Raw genomic sequence first — 17866 nt, 5'->3', positions numbered from 1 at the left:
ACGTTCTCACGCGGCCACCCCAACCGGCATCGCTGTCATGGCGGTGCCAACCGCCTCCGCGCTGGCCTCCTCCGCACCAAGGTCTGCAACGATCCGGCCGCAGGACATGACCAGGATGCGGTCGCTCACGCCCAGCACTTCCGGGAGATCGCTCGAAATCATCAGGATCGCCATGCCCTGATGGGCGAGCTTGTCCATCAGGGCATGTATCTCGGCCTTTGCGCCAACATCGACGCCACGCGTCGGCTCATCGAGGATGAGTATCCTGGGGTCCGTCTCCAGCCATTTGGCGAGGACCACCTTCTGCTGACTGCCGCCGGAAAGGCCGTTGACGATCTGGGCCGGTCCGCTGGCGCGCACCTTGAACCGGTCGATCGCGCGTGCCGCCAGCGTTTTCTCCTTGGCGAAAGGCAGCAGCGGGCTGCGGCCGCCAAGGCGGTCGAGCACAGCCATGCTTACGTTCTTCGCGACCGACATGCGCCGCACCAGCCCCTGCTGGCCACGGTCCTCCGGCACGTAGGAGATGCCAAGGTCGCGCGCCTGACGCGGACTGCCTATGCGAACCTCCTTTCCGAGCACCGCGATCCTGCCAGATTGGGCGGGCGCAATGCCGAAGACGGTAAGCGCAAGCTCGGTCCTGCCGGACCCCACCAAGCCAGCAAGCCCGGTGATCTGCCCTGCCCTGAGCGCCAGGGTCACGTCGCGAACCCGGTTGCCGCGACACAAGCTCTTCAACTCGAGCACCGTCTCGCCCGGAAACTTTGCTGACCTGTGAAAAAGCGTAGCGAGGTCGCGACCCACCATCATGGATACTAGGCGGCTCTCGCTGAGCGCCTTGGTCGCTGCGGTCGCAATATGCCGCCCGTCCCGAAGCACCGTGACGCGGTCTGCGAGCGCGAATATCTCGGGCAGACGGTGGCTGACGTAGACGATCGCCACGCCGCGCGCCTGCAGTCCCTTGACGACGTCAATGAGACGCCTCGCGTCGCCGTCTCCGAGGGCGGCGGTCGGCTCGTCCATAATAAGCAGCCTCGCATTGCGTGACATGGCCTTGGCGATCTCCACGCGCTGGCGGTCGGCGATCGAGAGCCTCTTCATCGGCGCATCGATGTCGAGATCGCCGCTGTCCAGTTCATGCAGCAGCGCGCGCGAGCGGCGGCGCATGTCCGTCCAGTCGATCGAGCCAACGCGGGTGCGCGGTGCATGGCCGAGGAATATGTTCTCTGCCACCGTGAGCTCGGCAAAGAAGGAGAGCTCCTGATGGACCGTCGAGATGCCAGCTCGCTGGGCTTCGCGCGGCGAGGCGAACTGGCGTGGCTTGTCCTCGATCATGATGATGCCCGAGTCCGGCGCATGCGCGCCGCCCATGATCTTGATCAGGGTCGATTTGCCCGCGCCATTCTCGCCAAGCAGAGCATGCACCTCGCCCTCACGCACGTCGAAGTCGACATCCTGCAGCACCGGCCTTCCGGTGAAGGATTTGGATATCCCGGCAAGCCTGATCAGATGAGACATTGGCTCCTCCCGTGCGTCGTTGCGATGGCGTGGTGACTGGACACAGTTCTTCTCCCCACCCGCGACGAGCGCGGGCGGCTGGCGGCGAAAAAGCAGGCGCAGCCTGCTGTTCTAGGTGGCGAGTTGGATCTGCAGCTTCACGTCGCTCTTGCGTCCCTCGGCTGCCCGCTCGAATGCCGTGATGCTTTGCTCAAACGGAAAGGTCTGACTGATCAGCGGTCTAAGATCCGCCTTTCCAGACGCGATCATCTCGATGGCGCGATCATAGACATTGGCGTATCGAAAAACCGTCTCAATTCGACACTCCTTTGCGGCCGCTCCAACGACATTGAACGCTACAGGATCGACAGGCATGCCAACGAGAACCAGGCAACCACCCGGCCTCACCAGGTCGAAGATACCGTCGTAGGCTTTTGGGCTGCCGCTTGCTTCGAACACCACGTCGAAACCCCATCCTCCGGTAGCGGCCTTGGCCGACGTGGCAAGGTCGGACTCCCGTATGTTCACGGTAGAGACGCCAGGATACTGCGCCGCCACGCTCAGTTTTTCGGCGACGAGGTCGGCGACCACGACGCGGCTGCAGCCACCCGCGAGGGCAGCAATTGCGATCATGATGCCGATCGGCCCGGCGCCGATGACGAGCGCGACGTCGCCTGGCCGGATGTGAGCCTTGTTCGCGGCTTGCAGCCCGACCGCGAAAGGCTCGACCATGGCGCCCTCCGCGAATGAGACATTGTCCGGCAGCTTGAACGTGAAGGCAGCCGGGTGGATGACGTAGGGAGCAAGGCAGCCATGGATCGGCGGCGTTGCCCAGAAGGTCACTGCTGGATCGACATTGTAGAGGCCGAGGCGCGAAGCGCGGGACGCTAGGTCAGGAACGCCCGGTTCCATGCAGACGCGATCGCCGATCGAGAATCCGACGACTCCCGATCCCACCTCGATGACGGTTCCAGAGGCCTCATGACCGAGCACCATCGGCTTTTCGACGACGAAGGGGCCGATGCGGCCATGCGTGTAGTAGTGCACATCGCTGCCGCAGATTCCCACCGTATGAATCTTGATCTTCAGTTGGCCAGCGGCGACGTGCTCAGGCAGATCTATCTCGCGCAGGGACAATTCCCTCTGCCGTTCCAGGACAAGCGCTTTCATGAATGACTTCCTTTTCTGCGACGCGATCAAGCAACGAGGACTTGGCAATGGAGGTTGGGAAGGCCGACTTGCCGCCGACCTTCCCGAGGCACTCAGAGGCTGGGAGGTGACATGAATGCCTTGATGGCCGGATCACCCTTGGTCAGGATCCGAACGCCGGTATCCAGATTGGCGGTCGGCACGTTGCCGAACCCGGGATTGTTCATATTGTCGAACTGGGTGGGGTGAGCGGCAGCATAAAGCATGTGGAATGCCATCACGCCCATCAGGTATGGGTTCTGCGCCACCGTTCCGGAAAGCTCATCGCTGTCGACCATCTGAAGGATAGGAAGGTCGATCGCGTAGGCGATGATTTGCACTTTGTCCGGCCCGCTGTCGCGCCCGACATTGCGGGCAGCCGCGACCGCACCGGTCGCGGGATTGCCATGGAGTGTGAAGATGCCGTTGATCTGCGGGTTGGCCTGAAGCATGGCGGTGATCACTGTTTCCGCCTTCTGCAAATCGCCCTCGTCATTGACCTCGGCCACGATTTCCGCTTCCGGCGCGACGGACTTCAAGCCGGCGATGAATCCTTCCCGCCTGGCGTTGATGGCATCGAGGCCGGGGATTCCTGAAAAGCCGATCTTGGCTTTGTTCCCCAGAAGCTCGCCCATCTTCACGCCGGCCGCGAAGCCGGCATTGTAGTGGTCGGTGCCGACGAACAGCAGGCGCTTGCTCTTCGGAGAGTCTGAATCAAAGGTCAGCGTCGCCACGCCCGCCTTCATCGCGGCATTGATCGACGATACGAGCGTGTCGGCGTCGCCTGCGGTCACGGCAATTCCCTTGACCTTCTTGGCAACCAGTTGGTCGACGGCGCGCGACTCCGCCGAAGCGTCCCAGTCCGCTGGTCCCTGCAACTCGGCGACCGCGCCTACCGATTCAGCAGCGTCCTTGAAGCCGGCGAAGCACCAGTTGAAGAACTCCGAGCCTTTCAGGAAAACCACCATCCCGTAGGTCTCCTTGGCCTCCTGGGCGTAGGCGGTGGTCGCCGGACCTCCGAGCGAAATTGCAGCTGCCAATGCGTATCGGATAAGCTTTCTCATGTTCTCACTCCCGTCAGGATTGCTTTGCGATTGGATATTTTCTTCTGTCGGATCGACAGAATTTTCACGTTGCTCCTCGCCTCGAAATATCGGCTGAGGAGGATTGCCACGAGGAGCATCCCGCCGTTGACTACGTCGTAGAGGAACGTGTTGACCGCCGACGTGACAAAGGCGTTGTGCACCGTGGCGAGAAAGAGGATCCCCAGAAGGGTTCCCCCTAGTGAGCCGCTGCCGCCGTTTATGTTGGCCCCTCCGATGGCGACCGCGGCAATGGCCTTGAGCTCGGCCATGTTTCCTTGACCCCAGTGCGCCGCGCCGTAGCGCGACGCGGCAAGAACGCCGGCAAAACCGGCGAGCATTGCCGAGGCGGTGTAGACGACAAGCTTGACCCGCCCGACATTGACGCCGGAAAGGCGAGCAGCGCGCTCGTCACTGCCAACGAAATAGACCTGGCGAAAGCTTCTATGGTTGCGCAGCAAAAAGCCGAGACCTGCAGTCAGAATGACGAGCGCCCAGATCGGCAAGGGCACGCCGAGGAGCTTCCCCTGTCCAAGGAAGAGAAACGCGTCGTCGAAGCCTGCGATCGACTTTCCGCTCGATATCGACAGGTTGACGCCCCGCATCGTCAGTAGGGTTGCCAGCGTGACGATCAAGGGATGCACGCGCAGCAGGTTGATCAGGAGTCCATTGGCCAGGCCGACCGTGCCGCAAGCCACAAGCGTGATCGGAATTGCCGCGCCGATCGGAAGTCCAGCCTGCACCATCAGCTTCGCGACCAGGATCTCCGCGAAGGCGAACACCGCGGCGACGGACAGATCGATGCCGCCCGAGATGATCACGAATGTCATGCCCACGGCGATGATCGCCTCGAACACCATGTTCATGGCCAGCACTTCCATGTTGGCGGCGCTGGCATAGCCGGGATAGGCAGCCTGCATGAACGCCAGGATGAGCAGCGTCATGAACAGCAGGCCGGCGCGCTGGATCGTCGTCGGATTCTTGACGAGCTGCGCAAGCCGCGAGAACGGCTGGGGCTGGAGGGCGGTCATGCCACTGTTGCCCATCGCATTACCTCCTCCTGCGCAAGCTTGGCCGAATTGTTGTCCAGGTCCGCGCTGAGCACGCCGCCACAGAAGACCAGGACCCGGTCGCTCAGCCCCATCACCTCATTGAGTTCCGACGAGACGACGACAACCCCGATTCCTTGATTGGCCAGCGCGCGCAACTTCTTGTGAATTGCCGCCTTCGCTCCGATGTCGACGCCCCGGGTGGGTTCGTCGACAATCAGAAGCCTGAGCTTCGACGCCATGGCCTTGCCCAGCAGGACCTTCTGCTGGTTGCCGCCCGACAGCGAGAACGCCTTGGCTCCTGGATCGGCCGGGCGGATGTCGAGATCCGCTATGAAGCCGCAGGCGAAGGCATCGATGCGGGCCGAACTGACGAGGCCTGCCCGCCCGGTCAGTTGTCCAAGCACGGACGCGCCGATGTTGTCGCCGACATTGAAGGCGAGAAAGATGCCGCTGCGCTTGCGGTCCTCCGAGACGTAGCAAATGCCGTGGCGAAGCGCTGCCGCCGGATCCTGGATCGAAATTTCACTCCCTTCCAGAAAGAAGCGTCCGGCATCCCGGCGATCCGCGTTGACGATCCCGCGCATCGCCTCCGTGCGACCGCTGCCGATCAGACCGGCGATTCCGACGATCTCGCCTCGCCGGACTGAGAAGGAAATGTCTTCGTACATGCCGAACCGGCTGAGACCCTCACACCGGAAAAGCACGTCGCCGATCTGATCGGAAAGTGGGGGATAAAGTTCATCGAGGCTTCGACCCACCATGAGCCGGATGAGCTCTGCCTTTTGAGTTTCCGAGACGGCGCGGGTCGCAACATGCCGTCCGTCCCTGAGCACGGTTACCCGGTCACAGATTGCGATCAGCTCATCGAGCTTGTGCGAGACGAAAATGATGGCGACGCCGTTTCGCTTCAGGTTCTCGAGAACGAGAAAGAGATCGCGCACCTCGCTTTCCGCGAGCGCCGAGGTCGGCTCGTCAAGAATAAGAATGCGGGCATCGAGTGCCGTCGCCTTTGCAACCTCGACCATCTGCTGCATGCCGACACTAAGCCTGCGCACCTCGCTTGCGGGGTCCACATCCAGTCCAAGCCGGGCGAAATGCTTCTCGGTGGCCTCGCGCATGGCCCTCCAGTTGTTGAGGCCGAGGCGGTTGGTGATCTCGCGCCGCAGGTAGATATTCTCGACCACCGTCGCGCTTGGTATCAGGCTGAGCTCTTGGTGTACGACGCTGATGCCTGCGTTCATCGCAGCCACGGGCGTGTCGAAAACGGCCTCTTCGCCATTGACCAGAATGACGCCGGCGTCCCTTTGGACGATGCCGGCGATGATGTTGATGAGTGTCGACTTGCCGGCGCCGTTTTCTCCAATGAGGCCATGTATCTCGCCGGCTCGCACCTCAAACGAAATGTCGCTCAGGACCGGGTTGCCGGCATAGGCCTTCGAGACGCCCTGTATGTTCAGCATGCTGCTCATCACCCACGCCCCCTGTAGGAGCGAAGGGCGTCGACCCCGACCGCGACGATAAGAATGATGCCGATTGCAGCCTGCTGCCAACTCGGATCGCCATTGAAGAGCACGAACCCGTTGCCGATCAGCGCGATCATGAGGACGCCGAGCGTTGTGCCCAGGATGCTGCCTGCCCCGCCGGACATGCTGGCGCCGCCGACAACGGCGGCGGCAAGCGCCCGCATCTCTGCTCCTACCCCGTAGTTGGCATAGCCGATGCGGGCATTCGCGATCATGAAAACGGCGGCAAGCCACACAAAGGCTGCGCAAATGATATAGCCGCTGATCGTGATGAGGTTGACGCGCAAGCCCGACAGCAGGGCCGCCTCCCTGTTTTCGCCGACGAAGAAGAACTGGCGCAGCGGCACCCAGCGCCGCAGCAGGAATGCGAAGCCAAAGGTCACGAAGATGACTATCAGCAGAGCAAGCGGAAGCCCGTAGACGCGCTCGCTGGTCCGCCAGAGCGGGACTTCAAGGCGCCCGAATTGCACGAACCAGGCAGGGGCGCCGGTGAACGAAACATACTGGCCCGACGTCATCACTGTGGCGGTGCCGCGCGCCAGGGTCATCGTTGCCAGCGTGACAAGAAACGGAAGGATTCCAAATCTGACGGCGAGATAACCGTTGAGCGAGCCAATCCCGACCGCCACTGCGAGTCCGATCAGGAGCGCGGCTGGCACGGGAACGCTTGCCTGAAGCGCCAACGCCATGACGACGGTCAGAAGCGCGAAGCTGGCACCTATCGAAAGGTCAAGTCCCCGGATGATGAGGACGACCGTCATTCCAAGTGCAAGCAGCAGGTCGTAGGTCATCAATGACAGGATCGCCTTGAAATTGACCCAACTCAGGAAAGCCTGCGGCTTGCCGATCGCGATGGCGGCAAAGATGACGAGGTTCAGAATGACGAGCCCTGCCTCGCGCGAGATACCGGGGATTCTGACCGGCAAGGCCTGCGTGACAATTGGCGTGATCAGGCGGCTTTGCAGCGACATGGGCGTCGTCTCAGCCGGCACAGGCAAAAATATCGGATCGATGCTCTGCTGAACTCACGATCTTCTCCTCCCGGACTTTTCTTGGTCTTTTGATACCGAGCCTCGCCTTTGCGGCTGGTCGATATGCTGCGATTGAAAACCAATGGAGGCGCAGCAACTAGGAGCCAGCTTTCCCAAAGCTGATACGCAATTTCCGCTGCTTCGCAAAAATCGCGGCAAATTCGTGCCCGGGACGAAATAGTTGACCAGCGAGCGCTTGAGATTGAAGTTGAGCCGATGCTAACGTTGTTTGACGGGGACGTATTCCGGATAGGACTTCGCTTGACGCTCAAGGTACTGCATAGGCAATCGACGCAGACGCCAGAGGTTGGCCGGCCCGGTCTCGAGCAGATTCTACGGGAACCGGGCGAGAGCTTTGTATGGCGGATGGACGACTATCCATGCGCTCTGGGCCAGTGGAACTATCACCCCGAATTTGAGATCCACTTGGTCCGCAAATCCGTCGGCCGGGTGTTTGTTGGGGATCATATTGGCCATTTCGAGCCCGGCTATCTCGGCGTCGTCGGGTCAAACCTCCCACACAATTGGGTGACCGACATCAAGCCGGGCGAGGTCATCCAGGGACGTGACATCATCGTACAGTTCGATGCCGACATGTTGAGATCGGCGGTGGCTGTTTTTCCCGAGATGGCCGAGGTTGAGGATTTTCTGTCGGCGGCCGCCCGCGGCCTTCACTACTATGGCACTACGGCCACCAAAGCGGCGGCCATCATAGAAGCGATGGGCGGCCTGCTCGGACTCAAGAGGCTCGTGCTCTTTTTCGACCTGGTTGGCCTGCTGACGACGTCTGCAGAGCGCGACACCCTGTCAAGCGAGCACTTCTCGCCCGACCTGCTGTCGCGCAACTCGGCGATGGTCCACAATGTCGTGGAGTACATTCTTCAGAACCTGCATGAAACCGTCAGCATGACCGAGGCGGCAGGCATCGTCGGGATGACCGCCCCCACTTTCTGCAAGTTTTTCAAGAAGAACACCGGCCACAATTTTCGTGACTATGTTCGCCTGCTGCGTGTCGGCCATTGCTGCCGGCTTCTTGCCGAGACCGAACTCCCGGTTACTGAAATCTGCTACAAGGTGGGCTACGGCAACCTGTCCAACTTCAACCGGCATTTTCTGATGGAGAAAGGCGTCACGCCGACGCAATATCGCCGGCTTCTCAAGGAGCGTTCGGGCGGAGGCTTCGAACAGAGTATGTCAAGAACCATGGGACAATTCGCTTCGTCCGCCAACTCTCGGGACGCGCAAGGCCAGTAGTCGCATTTGGTGCCTGGAAGCCGATACCAACGACCACGGATCGGATCAAAGCCCAGGCGGCTATCGCAGCGCGCCTCCAAAGAAGCCCCAAACGTCTCATCTTCCGTTCAAAGCGCGGCGTCAGTCCTTCGAGAACATGATGTGCGCCACCCCTTCCTGCGGAGGACGCTCGCTCATGATTGGTGATGCTCAATGAGCACTCTTGCCTCGACTAGAGTCCAGCCTGACCAGGCGCCGCAGTCACGTCGGGTGGCGCTAATCACGCGATCGCATTCTTCATGCAATTTCTCGACAGCACGATCATCTCCACGTCGCTACCGCAAATGGGTGTGTCCTTCGGCGTTCAGCCGGTTGTCATGAGCATCGGCATCACTGTCTACATGCTGGCCATGGCGGTGTTCGTTCCGATTTCCGGCTGGCTCGCCGATCGCTTCGGCGCGCGCAACATCTTCCTGTTGGCCATCGCGGTTTTCACGCTGACATCGTTGGCCTGCGGACTGGCGCAGAACCTGTCCGAGTTCGTTGTCGCGCGCGCCGTGCAGGGGCTGGGCGGCGCACTGATGACGGTCGGCCGTATTCTCGTACTGCGCAATGCGCCAAAGTCGGAACTTCTAGGCGCAACGGCCCTGATCACGTGGCCGGCGCTGTTCGCACCGGTGGTCGGACCGGTGCTTGGTGGCTTCATCACCACCTATCTGTCCTGGCGCTGGAATTTCTTCGTCAACCTTCCGCTCGGCGTCCTGGGCATCCTGCTTGTCTTGCGATTCATCTCGGATCAGCGGGTAGAGGAGCGTCGGTCCCTGGACTGGGCGGGGTTCGCATTGGCGTCCGCCGGAATGGCTAGCCTGTTGTGGGGGTTCGAACGTGTCGCCCACCCGGGCGACACCCTTCACATGACTGTCGGCTTGATCGCGACAGGGATTGCGCTCGGTTCTCTTGCCATCCGCCATCTCAGGACAACACCTTATCCGCTCCTCGACCTGTCCGCTTTCAAGGTCCAGACCTTCGCGATTGCCACGCTCTCGGCGGGCACTTATGCGCGCATGGCGATCAACGTCATGCCTTTCCTGCTGCCCCTTTCTTTTCCAGGTCGGTTTCAACCATGACCCCGTCGAAGCCGGCATGCTGATCCTCGCCTATTTCCTGGGCAATCTCGGCATGAAGACGGTTACGACGCCGACTCTGAGGCGGTTTGGCTTCCGCCAGGTTCTGGTCGTCAACGGACTTGTGGCATCCTTCTCGATCTTCACCTGTGCGCTGATCTCGCCGCAGACTCCTCATGCGCTCATCGTCCTGCTGATGCTGATTGCCGGGCTGTCGCGGTCCATGCAATTCACGGCCCTCGCTACGATCTCATTCGCTGACGTGCCCCCAGAGCAGCGCAGTTCCGCCTCGACGTTGTCCAACATGCTGTTCCAGGTCGCGATGCTGCTTGGCGTGGCAGTCGGCGCCGCGACGCTTAACCTGTCGCTATCCTTTCGGGGAGGTGACGTTCTGGCCCTGTTTGACTTCCGCGTCGCTTTTGTCGCCATCGGCGGGATCGGGTTCGCAGCTTCATTGCGGTTCCTGAGCCTGCCGCGCAACGCTGGCGCCGAGGTCTCCGGACATGCATGGTGAAAAACAGGATCCCATTCTTCGACGCCGTGTCGACGTTGACCGAAGAGACCAGGGATGCCAGGCGCACCATCCCGAAGGCGATCCTGATCGTCGCGTGCCCGGGTTGCCTTTGCTCGGCAATCTGGGTTGTCCCCTACGATCGACTGGGATCACACCGACCTAAGCACAAAGCTGCGGTTCGAATGCGGAAGCCAAGGGTTCCTGGCAAAGGTGCGCCCGCTGCTGGAGAGTGTCGGTGGCAGTCCGATGTCGACCGAAGCCGCCCATGGTTAGGCACGCGCAGGCATTGCGTCGCGCAGCTCATGAAGTGTCGCCTGCATTGTGTGATCGCCCCTGGTGACGGGGAGACCTTACAGCGGAATGTTGCGGTAAGCCTTCTGCATGGTTCTAGTCGCCGCGGGAAAACGGGGAAGGGCCGACATAGGACCTGTCTTGTGTCGACGGCAGTATCTTGGTCGGTGCTGCTCCGGCGTTGCCGCTCTTCTCCTCTTTAAACTCATAAGGGGGAACATCGCGCGTTTCCGCTGCCTGGGCTGAAAACTTCAGATCCACCCAACGGCGAAAATTGAAAATGCCACCCGCAAGCTGGAGTGAATAGTCGAGAGACTGGGTCCCGGCGACGAAAGGTTCTGTGGGTGCGCGATTCTTGAAATAATGCCTCAGGGCCTGTTCATCGTAAGGATTGATGGTGAATGGCAAAAGGCCGTTCATTTCATCAAAAACAGGGCCTTCAGGCGGAATTCCCCGACCCCAATCGAGGGCACGCGCATGGCAGGCGATGCATGCAGACTTGAAGTTGTCGACAGGCCCATTGAGGCGCCCAAACAAGCCAAGATGGTGACGAGGCAGCGAGAAAAACCGGGCGGCTACCGTGGGATTGACCCAGCTCTCCTGCACGGTGCCTCCATCTTCCTGATACTTCTTGGCTGTCAATTCAGGGTCGTTTCCCCACATCAGCCCGACGGGAACGAGCTTTGACCAGACATCGTCACCAGGTGCATAGGCGTCGTACATGAAAGTGCCAAAGACCCAGCCTGTCAGGGCGCCAGCCGCTGGATCCTTCACCGCAACATCTACCTGCAAAAGGCGCATTTCCTGGACGGAGCCGCCTTCGCCAATGGCGGCGTTCCATACCTTCGACCCGGTTAGATATGGCACCCGCGAAACCGGCGCGGTGGTGAAGAGCAGCTTGATTGCAAATGTGTTCGGCGGGAACATCATGCCCTTGGTCTTCGGTCGCGCGGGGTCCCCCCAAACCTGACCGAGCGCATAGCATCCAACCCCGTTGTAGAACCCAATTGCCCAGTTTTCGGCGCGAGAGCGTTGATGCTCCGAGAGCTCGAAGAGGCGCGATCCTCGCTCACGGGTCATGCCGTGAATGCGCTCGCGAAGATCCTGAAACCACGGCGCGTGGCACCAACTTTGCGATCCTTTCTCGATCCTCCAGTCGATAGGGACATTATCCTTCAGCCCATAGGCAAGAAGAGTGCGAAGGTAACGCTCAGGCTGTACGCGAAAGTCGATTCCACGCCATGGAGTCTCCACGGCTGGGAGGGTCTTCGGAAAGGAAAAATTGGCAACGAACTCTTTGTCCCCGGCAGGCATACCAGCAAGAGCCATTGTGCTTGAGCAGTTGAAGAGGATACTCGCCGCCGTATCGAGAGAGGTGTTCTCCGCAACGTCGCAGGCGGCGTGAGCCGGCCGAGGCGCAATAGCAAAGATGCCGAGCAACATCCAAATCAGCGTTACAGCATTTGCACAGACACGCATCCGCGTTCCCCATTGGTGTAGTCACCGGCTGCCAAATCATGTTATACTTGCAGTGATTGTATCTTCTGATACCGCAAATTCCCTCAGTGTCTTCAGGCATAAAGTCTGGCAAACCGTTGCTTCGGGCGACGGTGTTATACCTTAGGTGATCGCTCTCGCCTTCGACGATACGCCGTCCCACTATCCATTGTCTGGGCGATCTGGTTTAGGTCGACAGTACGGTCTCAATTGCATCAGCAACGATGTCGGCGTGATGTGGTTCATGGCCGTCGTGGAACACTATCTGCAACGAGCTTTCGATCCACCTTTCAGCTTCCGGGCAGTGTGTCTGCTTATAGTCAAAGACAGTGTCGGGGATATCCGAGAAGACTTGTCGCGCAACCAACTCGGCCGGCCAGATTGGAGTTTCGTTGTTCGGTTGTCCGAAAGTGTCGAAAAAGTTCCGGTTTTTGAACACCCCAGTCCGATAAAGGGTCTCATCGCCGTAGGACCTACCGACGCCCATGCCGACAGAAGTCGCAGCGGCGCGCATCGCCTTCAGCACATCTTCCCGGCGCGCCACCAGATCCGGCTCTAAGCGAAACATTTGAAAGAAATAGCTGGAGGTCGCTTTGCCGTGGTGTTGCTGCGGCCGCACACCCGGAATCTTTGACAGCCGCTCATCAAGCCGTTGGCCAACGGCTGTAAAGCGAGCCGCTACTTTAGCCAATTTGGGCAGCTGCGCCAGGAGCATGGCGAACTCCAGGTCGCTCATCCGGTAATTTACGCCTGACCCGTTGTATATGTAGTGCTCGCTATTTGGATCGGTCACGCCGGTCCGGTTGCGGTGCTTGTCGGAGAAGTTGAGGCACCGCAGGAAATCATCCTCGCTCCTTACGAGGACAAAGCCGCCCTCGCCACAAGTGATGTGTTTTTGGGAGTTGAGGCTGAAGCAGCCAGCATCGCCTCGCGTTCCCGCGGGACGTCCTTTATAGCTGGCCCCCTGAGCCTGCGCAGCATCTTCGATCACTTTGATCTTGTGTTGCCGACAGAAATCAAGAATCGGATCCATATCTGCAGGCGAGCCCCCCAGGTGCACGACAATGACCGCCGAAGTGCGACTGGTCGCGACGCGCGCGATCGTTTCCGCCGTCAACAATCCGGTATTCGGATCAAGATCGGCGAACACGGGAATCGCATTCTGAAAGATCACCGGCATCACCGTTCCCATGTCAGTGATTGGTGGAACGATAACCTCGGTTCCGGCGGGAATTTGGAGGCCGCCAAGCGCGACATGGATGGCGGCGGTGCCAGATCCCGCTGGCACGGCGCGGAGACGCTCTCCGCTCGTGTCGCTGTAATAGTTTTCCAGCGCCTCACGGGCCTCCTTCCAGAAATTCCGTACTGGATTGCCGCTGCTGGAATAGGGCCACAGTTCCTGCCCTGCCAACGCGGCGTCAAGCAGTTGCCGCTCGACACTGTCAAATCTAATTCGCTCAGGTGCGGTCACAGGCTGTCCTTTCTGGTCTCGGGTTGTCGAGCGCGACACCGAATGCGTAGCGTTCCTCACGCCCGAAGCTATCGGGACGTCCGAGCAGTTTATTTGTCCGTATAGGCAAGGAGGCCTCGAGGTCGACGCGTTTGAAACTTTCGTTGAGTAAATGCGCTTCAGGAAAAAAGGATAGTGGGGCGGTGCGGACTCTTCAGGGTGTCGAGGCCGAATTCACGACGATTTCACGGAACGGCGGAACGACGCCAGACCGATCGCTCGGGGGGGGCAGCTACGCTTCCAGCCAATCATCGGTCCGGCCCGTGGCCTTCTTTTCTATCGCTGCCATGATCGGCAGCCGCCGCAGCGTGTTGACCGGATAGGCCGGATCAAGGAGCGTCGCTGGAGCAAAGCCGGACTCCTGCTGCCGCATGGCCTTGACAGCTTGGCGAAGCTGTAGCGCCTCATCGCGGCGAAGGTGCAAGGCCACCTCATAACGCCGTGTTGAGACAAAGTCTGGGCGGAAGCGAAGGGCCGTTCTAGCGTGCAACAGCGCCTGATCGTAGTCAGCCAGAGCGGTTGCGGCCATGCAAGCGAAATGCTCGAAATAGAACTGAAACGGACTGTGTTTGGTAAGTTCCAGCGCGCGCCGGGCTGTTTGGTATCCTTCTTCTAACTTGCCGTTTGTGCTCAGGGCGTTGGAGAGCAGCGCCCATCCCAACGGGTCGGTCGGATTGCGCTCGACGCCGCGCTGCGCCATCACGAGCGGCGTCCGCAGATTGCCTTGGTGAACATACTCGATCTGCGAACTGATTGTCTGAACGACGGCATCGTCGGGCGAGTGGCGGAGCGCCTCCACAGCGAGCTCAGTGACCGACACAACGTTGTCCAGGAATGACATCGTTCGATGCTGAAAGAATGCGGCATTGCGCAAGAAGCCGCGCCACACCAGGTACCGGCCGCGCGGCTCAATCTCGAACGCACGCTTGAACAGGCTGTCAGCTGCAACGAGGCTTTTCTTGTCGAGACGAAAAAACAGGTTCCGGGCTTGGTGCGCCAGGACGGATGCGCAAGCATCCGCTCCTTCAATCGATGCCGCTTCGGCGAAAGCAGCGGAAACGTGTTCGACGGTGTTGAGTGCAAGCCTGTCCAAATCGACCGACTCGTGCATCGCGCCGATGGCGCTGGGTACGCATGCATTGTCGGACCACAGCCGTCGGTCATTCTGAATTTCGCAGGACAGGAAAACGTCATTGCCAACAGCAACGGAAAGCACTCGGATCAAGAGCATTGCCTGCGGCTGGCCTCCGTGCGCATCGAGATCATCCGCACCGCCGGCCCCGTCCGCACTCATGATCTCCAAATCGTCCATCTGCCGCAATGCACCCAGAATCCGATTCTGCAACAGTCGTGCGCCGACATCGGCCGCTGGCGCTCCTCGAGCATCGCTACGCACCAGCACGATGCGTCTTCGGCGCGGCGCTGCCCTACGCTGCTGCATCCATCTCTCGAGGACATGGCTGCGCACGTCGCGGATAACATGTTCGAATTCATGGTCGTGCACGTCGACGTCTTCAAAGGCCTCGACCGTGCCTCCCCGCCTCATGTCGACGGACGCTTCGTACACGACCTTGAAGCTCGCGGGGTCTAAAGTCACAGCATGCCGCGAGGCCACCAGCAGTTGACCGTGTGACCCCAAGGCGCGGCGTATCTCACTGAGGGCCGCTCGCAAACTGCCTGCCGCCTGTTCCGCTGCCCGGTCGCTCCACAAGCGCTGCTGCAGCCATGCCCGCGTGCGAGTGTGGCCGGGCGCGACGGCCAGAAGCGCAATCGCCCCGCGCGCCTTGCTGCCCTGTGGCGCGAAATCACGCCCCTCCTCATCGGTGAGGGTTAGCCTGCCGAGAGCATTTAGCTTTAGCATGTCCGCCCCGCAGAAGTATTCTGTTCCCTATATTTACTTACTGCAATTTTCCGCGTTCCGCCATCCATTAGAAGACGCAAATGTTCATGCGCCCTTGCTGATCCTCGCGGGGAAAGCAAAATCATGTGGCTGAAGAGAGCGAAGTCCCTTCGGCAAGAGTTGCTTCGTAGCCGGCGCTGACGGGCGCGCAATAGCGGCTCCATTCCCGCCCCTTAAACTCACATCGAAGTATTTCACGGTGTTTTCACGCCCACGCTTTTTCCCGTGGTCTAGGATTGCGAGCATCTTGTCCGCACCAATTTTGCAAATCCGGATTGGTGAGGTCGTTCGAACGATTGAGTTGCCCGTCGAAGGAGGATGCCTTGGATAACCTGGTACCGAAAACAAAGGTCAGATCGAATGCCGGCTCGCGCGGGGCAACCGGTGCGGCATCCGCCGATCCGTTGGGCATCATTGTCGACCTCTTGCCACCGGGTTTCCCGACACGGCCTGGAACACGGATACGGCCGACCACTATTACCATTCACAACACCGACAACCCCGGTCCGGGCGCCGATGCCGAGGCGCACAATCGATACATTCGCGGCAGCGACGCAGTCGCCCGCAGGGTATCGTGGCATTTCACGGTGGACGACAACGAGATCTACCAGCATCTCCCGGTCAACGAGATGGGATGGCACGCCCATGCTGCCGCCAATGCATCTAGCATTGGCGTCGAGATCTGCATGCATCGCGGCATGAATGAAGCAACCGCATACGACCGGGCGGCGCAGCTTTGCGTGTTTCTGGGCATGCAGCTCGGCATTACCGTGCCCGAGGGCCTGCGCCAGCATCATGACTGGACAGGCAAAAACTGCCCCAGCGTCCTGCGCGGGCGGCCAAATGGCTGGCAGACGTTCCTCGACCGCGTGACCTTCTACAGCAGGGGATCGCGCAGGCGCGCAATGCCCGACGTCACCTTTGTCGCAGCGGCAAAGGCGGGAGCCGCGAGCAAGCAAGCTCCAGAGGCTATCGACGACGCGCTCACGTCCATCGATCATCACTTTGCAGCGCATGCCGACGCCGGCACTGCTGCCGAGCAGGCCTTGCCTATCCCGACCGGGGACCCGATTGCGTTCGCCGCGTCCACGGCAAGCACAGCCTATTGGCCTGTTGTGACGCGCCATCCGCGCGCCTTGGAAGTCAACACGCGACTGGTCGGAGGAGGCGCTTCGGGTGCCAATGCCTCCCGTCGCTTCCTTGCCGATCGAAGCGGCGGCGCCCGCTATCACTGCGCGATCGATCTCTATTGTTCTGAAGGGGACGCGATCGTCGCCGTCGAAGACGGCAGAATAGTCAATTTCTACCATTTCTATGAAAGCACCAACGCGCTCCTGGTGCAGCACGATGGATATGTGGTCAACTATGGCGAGGTCTCGCCCAACTCGCTCTCATCGCTCGGCCTAAGCATCGGCGACCGGGTGAACGCCGGGCAGCGGATCGGCACTGTCGGCCGATTGAACATGCTGCATTTTGAAACCTATTCGAGCGGCACGACCAAAAACTATTCCTGGCAGAAGGCCAATCCCCGCCCGAGCCGGCTGCGCAATCCAAGCCAGCTTCTTCTCGACCTCGCCATATCCGCCGTGCGGCTCGACGCCGACCAGGCCGTGACTGCCCTCAGTGTTGCAAGATCGGACCGCATGCAGACTGTCAGCGCACCCTCGATTGATTTCGCGCCGGCGGCCGTGCCGCCGATGGATGAGAAGGATTGGCATTCGTTCGGCAACGGGACGAGGGAATGGCGATACGACGAGCGTGGCCTTGCCACCCGCGAGAACGGCACCGTTGAGCAGCAGCGTTGGGAGCAAAGCCTCGATACGATGCGCAAGATCATGGAATACATGGGCTCCGAGCTGCTTGCCGCGAGCACCAAGCACGGCATACCGCCGGCGCTGCTCTTGATGACGGTAGCGACAGAGACGCACATTTACAAAGCCGACAAGTTCACGGGCCCGAAGACATTCCGCTGGGAGGCGCATGTCGAGAACGATGACGTCAATCCGCCGACGCTCGGGGACTACTCGGCGGGGCCCGTGCAATCGCTGGGCACAACGGCGCGCTGGATCATCCGCTCGAAAGGCACGGCGTTCGGCCTCAACTACGATCCTTTTGCGGTCGCACCTGTGTATCCGGCCAAACCAAACCCTAAGCCGGCCAATCATCCGCTGTATGATTTCGCGACCAATCTTGATCTTGGCGCTGCGGAAATCCGGATCCGGCTCAACAAGAGCGGCTTCGATCCGATCTTGGTCGCGGCTGCGTTCAACGCCGGCGGACTCTACAGCAGTGCGCATAGCCCGTGGGGTCTGCGTGCTTATGGCGATCATCTCGACCGGGCCGCAAAATGGTACGGCGACGCCTGCGTGTATCTGATTGAGATCGGGATTGTCTAGCCGGCGGATCGGTTTGGTTTCCAGAAGATCG

Annotated in this window: 12 protein-coding genes and 1 pseudogene; 4 read left to right on the top strand and 9 right to left on the bottom strand. The window is 60.4% G+C overall.

The features are described 5' to 3' along the window. Positions 1–6: 6 nt before the first annotated feature. The 6 genes from X756_RS158975 to X756_RS159000 all read right to left on the bottom strand — a co-directional run bounded on the left by X756_RS158975 (position 7) and on the right by X756_RS159000 (position 7133). Positions 7–1515 (bottom strand): sugar ABC transporter ATP-binding protein, encoded by a 1509-nt coding sequence (locus X756_RS158975; protein ID WP_023728921.1) that lies wholly within the window; start codon positions 1513–1515, stop codon positions 7–9. Between the two features lie 111 nt (positions 1516–1626). Beyond that, positions 1627–2664 (bottom strand): NAD(P)-dependent alcohol dehydrogenase, encoded by a 1038-nt coding sequence (locus X756_RS158980; protein ID WP_023728920.1) that lies wholly within the window; start codon positions 2662–2664, stop codon positions 1627–1629. 92 nt (positions 2665–2756) lie between these two features. After that, complete coding sequence (locus X756_RS158985) at positions 2757–3746, bottom strand: substrate-binding domain-containing protein (protein WP_031237857.1); 990 nt, start codon at positions 3744–3746, stop codon at positions 2757–2759. Next, positions 3743–4810: an ABC transporter permease gene (locus X756_RS158990; protein ID WP_050589221.1), complete on the bottom strand. Its 1068-nt coding sequence runs from the start codon at positions 4808–4810 to the stop codon at positions 3743–3745. Before X756_RS158990 ends, X756_RS158985 begins: the two co-directional genes overlap by 4 nt. After that, a complete protein-coding gene (locus X756_RS158995; RefSeq protein WP_031237855.1) occupies positions 4792–6285 on the bottom strand; it encodes a sugar ABC transporter ATP-binding protein in 1494 nt (497 codons plus the stop codon). Before X756_RS158995 ends, X756_RS158990 begins: the two co-directional genes overlap by 19 nt. Beyond that, positions 6285–7133 carry an ABC transporter permease gene (locus X756_RS159000; RefSeq protein WP_348529817.1) on the bottom strand — a complete coding sequence of 283 codons (849 nt, stop codon included), beginning with the start codon at positions 7131–7133 and terminating at the stop codon, positions 6285–6287. The genes X756_RS158995 and X756_RS159000 overlap by 1 nt, the downstream gene beginning before the upstream one ends. Positions 7134–7179: 46 nt before the next feature. Between X756_RS159000 and X756_RS1000000169280 the strand changes: the two genes are divergently transcribed. The 3 genes and pseudogenes from X756_RS1000000169280 to X756_RS01000000165210 all read left to right on the top strand — a co-directional run bounded on the left by X756_RS1000000169280 (position 7180) and on the right by X756_RS01000000165210 (position 10241). Further along, positions 7180–7362 carry a hypothetical protein gene (locus X756_RS1000000169280; protein ID WP_198019996.1) on the top strand — a complete coding sequence of 61 codons (183 nt, stop codon included), beginning with the start codon at positions 7180–7182 and terminating at the stop codon, positions 7360–7362. A gap of 269 nt (positions 7363–7631) precedes the next feature. Further along, positions 7632–8624 (top strand): AraC family transcriptional regulator, encoded by a 993-nt coding sequence (locus tag X756_RS159005; RefSeq protein WP_198019995.1) that lies wholly within the window; start codon positions 7632–7634, stop codon positions 8622–8624. 192 nt (positions 8625–8816) lie between these two features. Continuing rightward, positions 8817–10241, top strand: a pseudogene (locus X756_RS01000000165210) (DHA2 family efflux MFS transporter permease subunit). A gap of 387 nt (positions 10242–10628) precedes the next feature. On the opposite strand, the gene X756_RS159010 reads toward X756_RS01000000165210, so the two are convergent. The 3 genes from X756_RS159010 to X756_RS159015 form a co-directional block, all read right to left on the bottom strand. Continuing rightward, positions 10629–12011, bottom strand: coding sequence for a hypothetical protein (locus X756_RS159010; RefSeq protein ID WP_198019994.1), 1383 nt, complete (start codon positions 12009–12011; stop codon positions 10629–10631). 205 nt (positions 12012–12216) lie between these two features. Beyond that, a complete protein-coding gene (locus X756_RS0133635) occupies positions 12217–13500 on the bottom strand; it encodes a DegT/DnrJ/EryC1/StrS family aminotransferase (RefSeq protein ID WP_023728912.1) in 1284 nt (427 codons plus the stop codon). A 271-nt stretch (positions 13501–13771) separates the two neighbouring features. Next, positions 13772–15400 (bottom strand): hypothetical protein, encoded by a 1629-nt coding sequence (locus X756_RS159015; RefSeq protein WP_156941334.1) that lies wholly within the window; start codon positions 15398–15400, stop codon positions 13772–13774. Positions 15401–15717: 317 nt separating this feature from the next. Here X756_RS159015 and X756_RS1000000166555 point away from each other — a divergent pair, with 317 nt between their 5' ends. Continuing rightward, on the top strand, positions 15718–17835 hold the full coding sequence (locus X756_RS1000000166555) for an N-acetylmuramoyl-L-alanine amidase (protein ID WP_156941333.1): 2118 nt from the start codon (positions 15718–15720) through the stop codon (positions 17833–17835). Positions 17836–17866 lie beyond the last annotated feature (31 nt).

The sequence above is a fragment of the Mesorhizobium sp. LNJC405B00 genome, from assembly GCF_000502615.1.
Classification (GTDB): Bacteria; Pseudomonadota; Alphaproteobacteria; order Rhizobiales; family Rhizobiaceae; genus Mesorhizobium.
Note: the sequence above shows the minus strand (reverse complement) of the source record. Positions and strands in the feature narration are given on the sequence as shown.

Bases quoted from the DNA above. Each gene is read 5' to 3' on its own strand.
- X756_RS158975 (WP_023728921.1), bottom strand. From the start codon at position 1,515: ATGTCTCATCTGATCAGGCTTGCCGGGATATCCAAATCCTTCACCGGA.
- X756_RS158980 (WP_023728920.1), bottom strand. From the start codon at position 2,664: ATGAAAGCGCTTGTCCTGGAACGGCAGAGGGAATTGTCCCTGCGCGAG.
- X756_RS158985 (WP_031237857.1), bottom strand. From the start codon at position 3,746: ATGAGAAAGCTTATCCGATACGCATTGGCAGCTGCAATTTCGCTCGGA.
- X756_RS158990 (WP_050589221.1), bottom strand. From the start codon at position 4,810: ATGGGCAACAGTGGCATGACCGCCCTCCAGCCCCAGCCGTTCTCGCGG.
- X756_RS158995 (WP_031237855.1), bottom strand. From the start codon at position 6,285: ATGAGCAGCATGCTGAACATACAGGGCGTCTCGAAGGCCTATGCCGGC.
- X756_RS159010 (WP_198019994.1), bottom strand. From the start codon at position 12,011: ATGCGTGTCTGTGCAAATGCTGTAACGCTGATTTGGATGTTGCTCGGC.
- X756_RS159015 (WP_156941334.1), bottom strand. From the start codon at position 15,400: ATGCTAAAGCTAAATGCTCTCGGCAGGCTAACCCTCACCGATGAGGAG.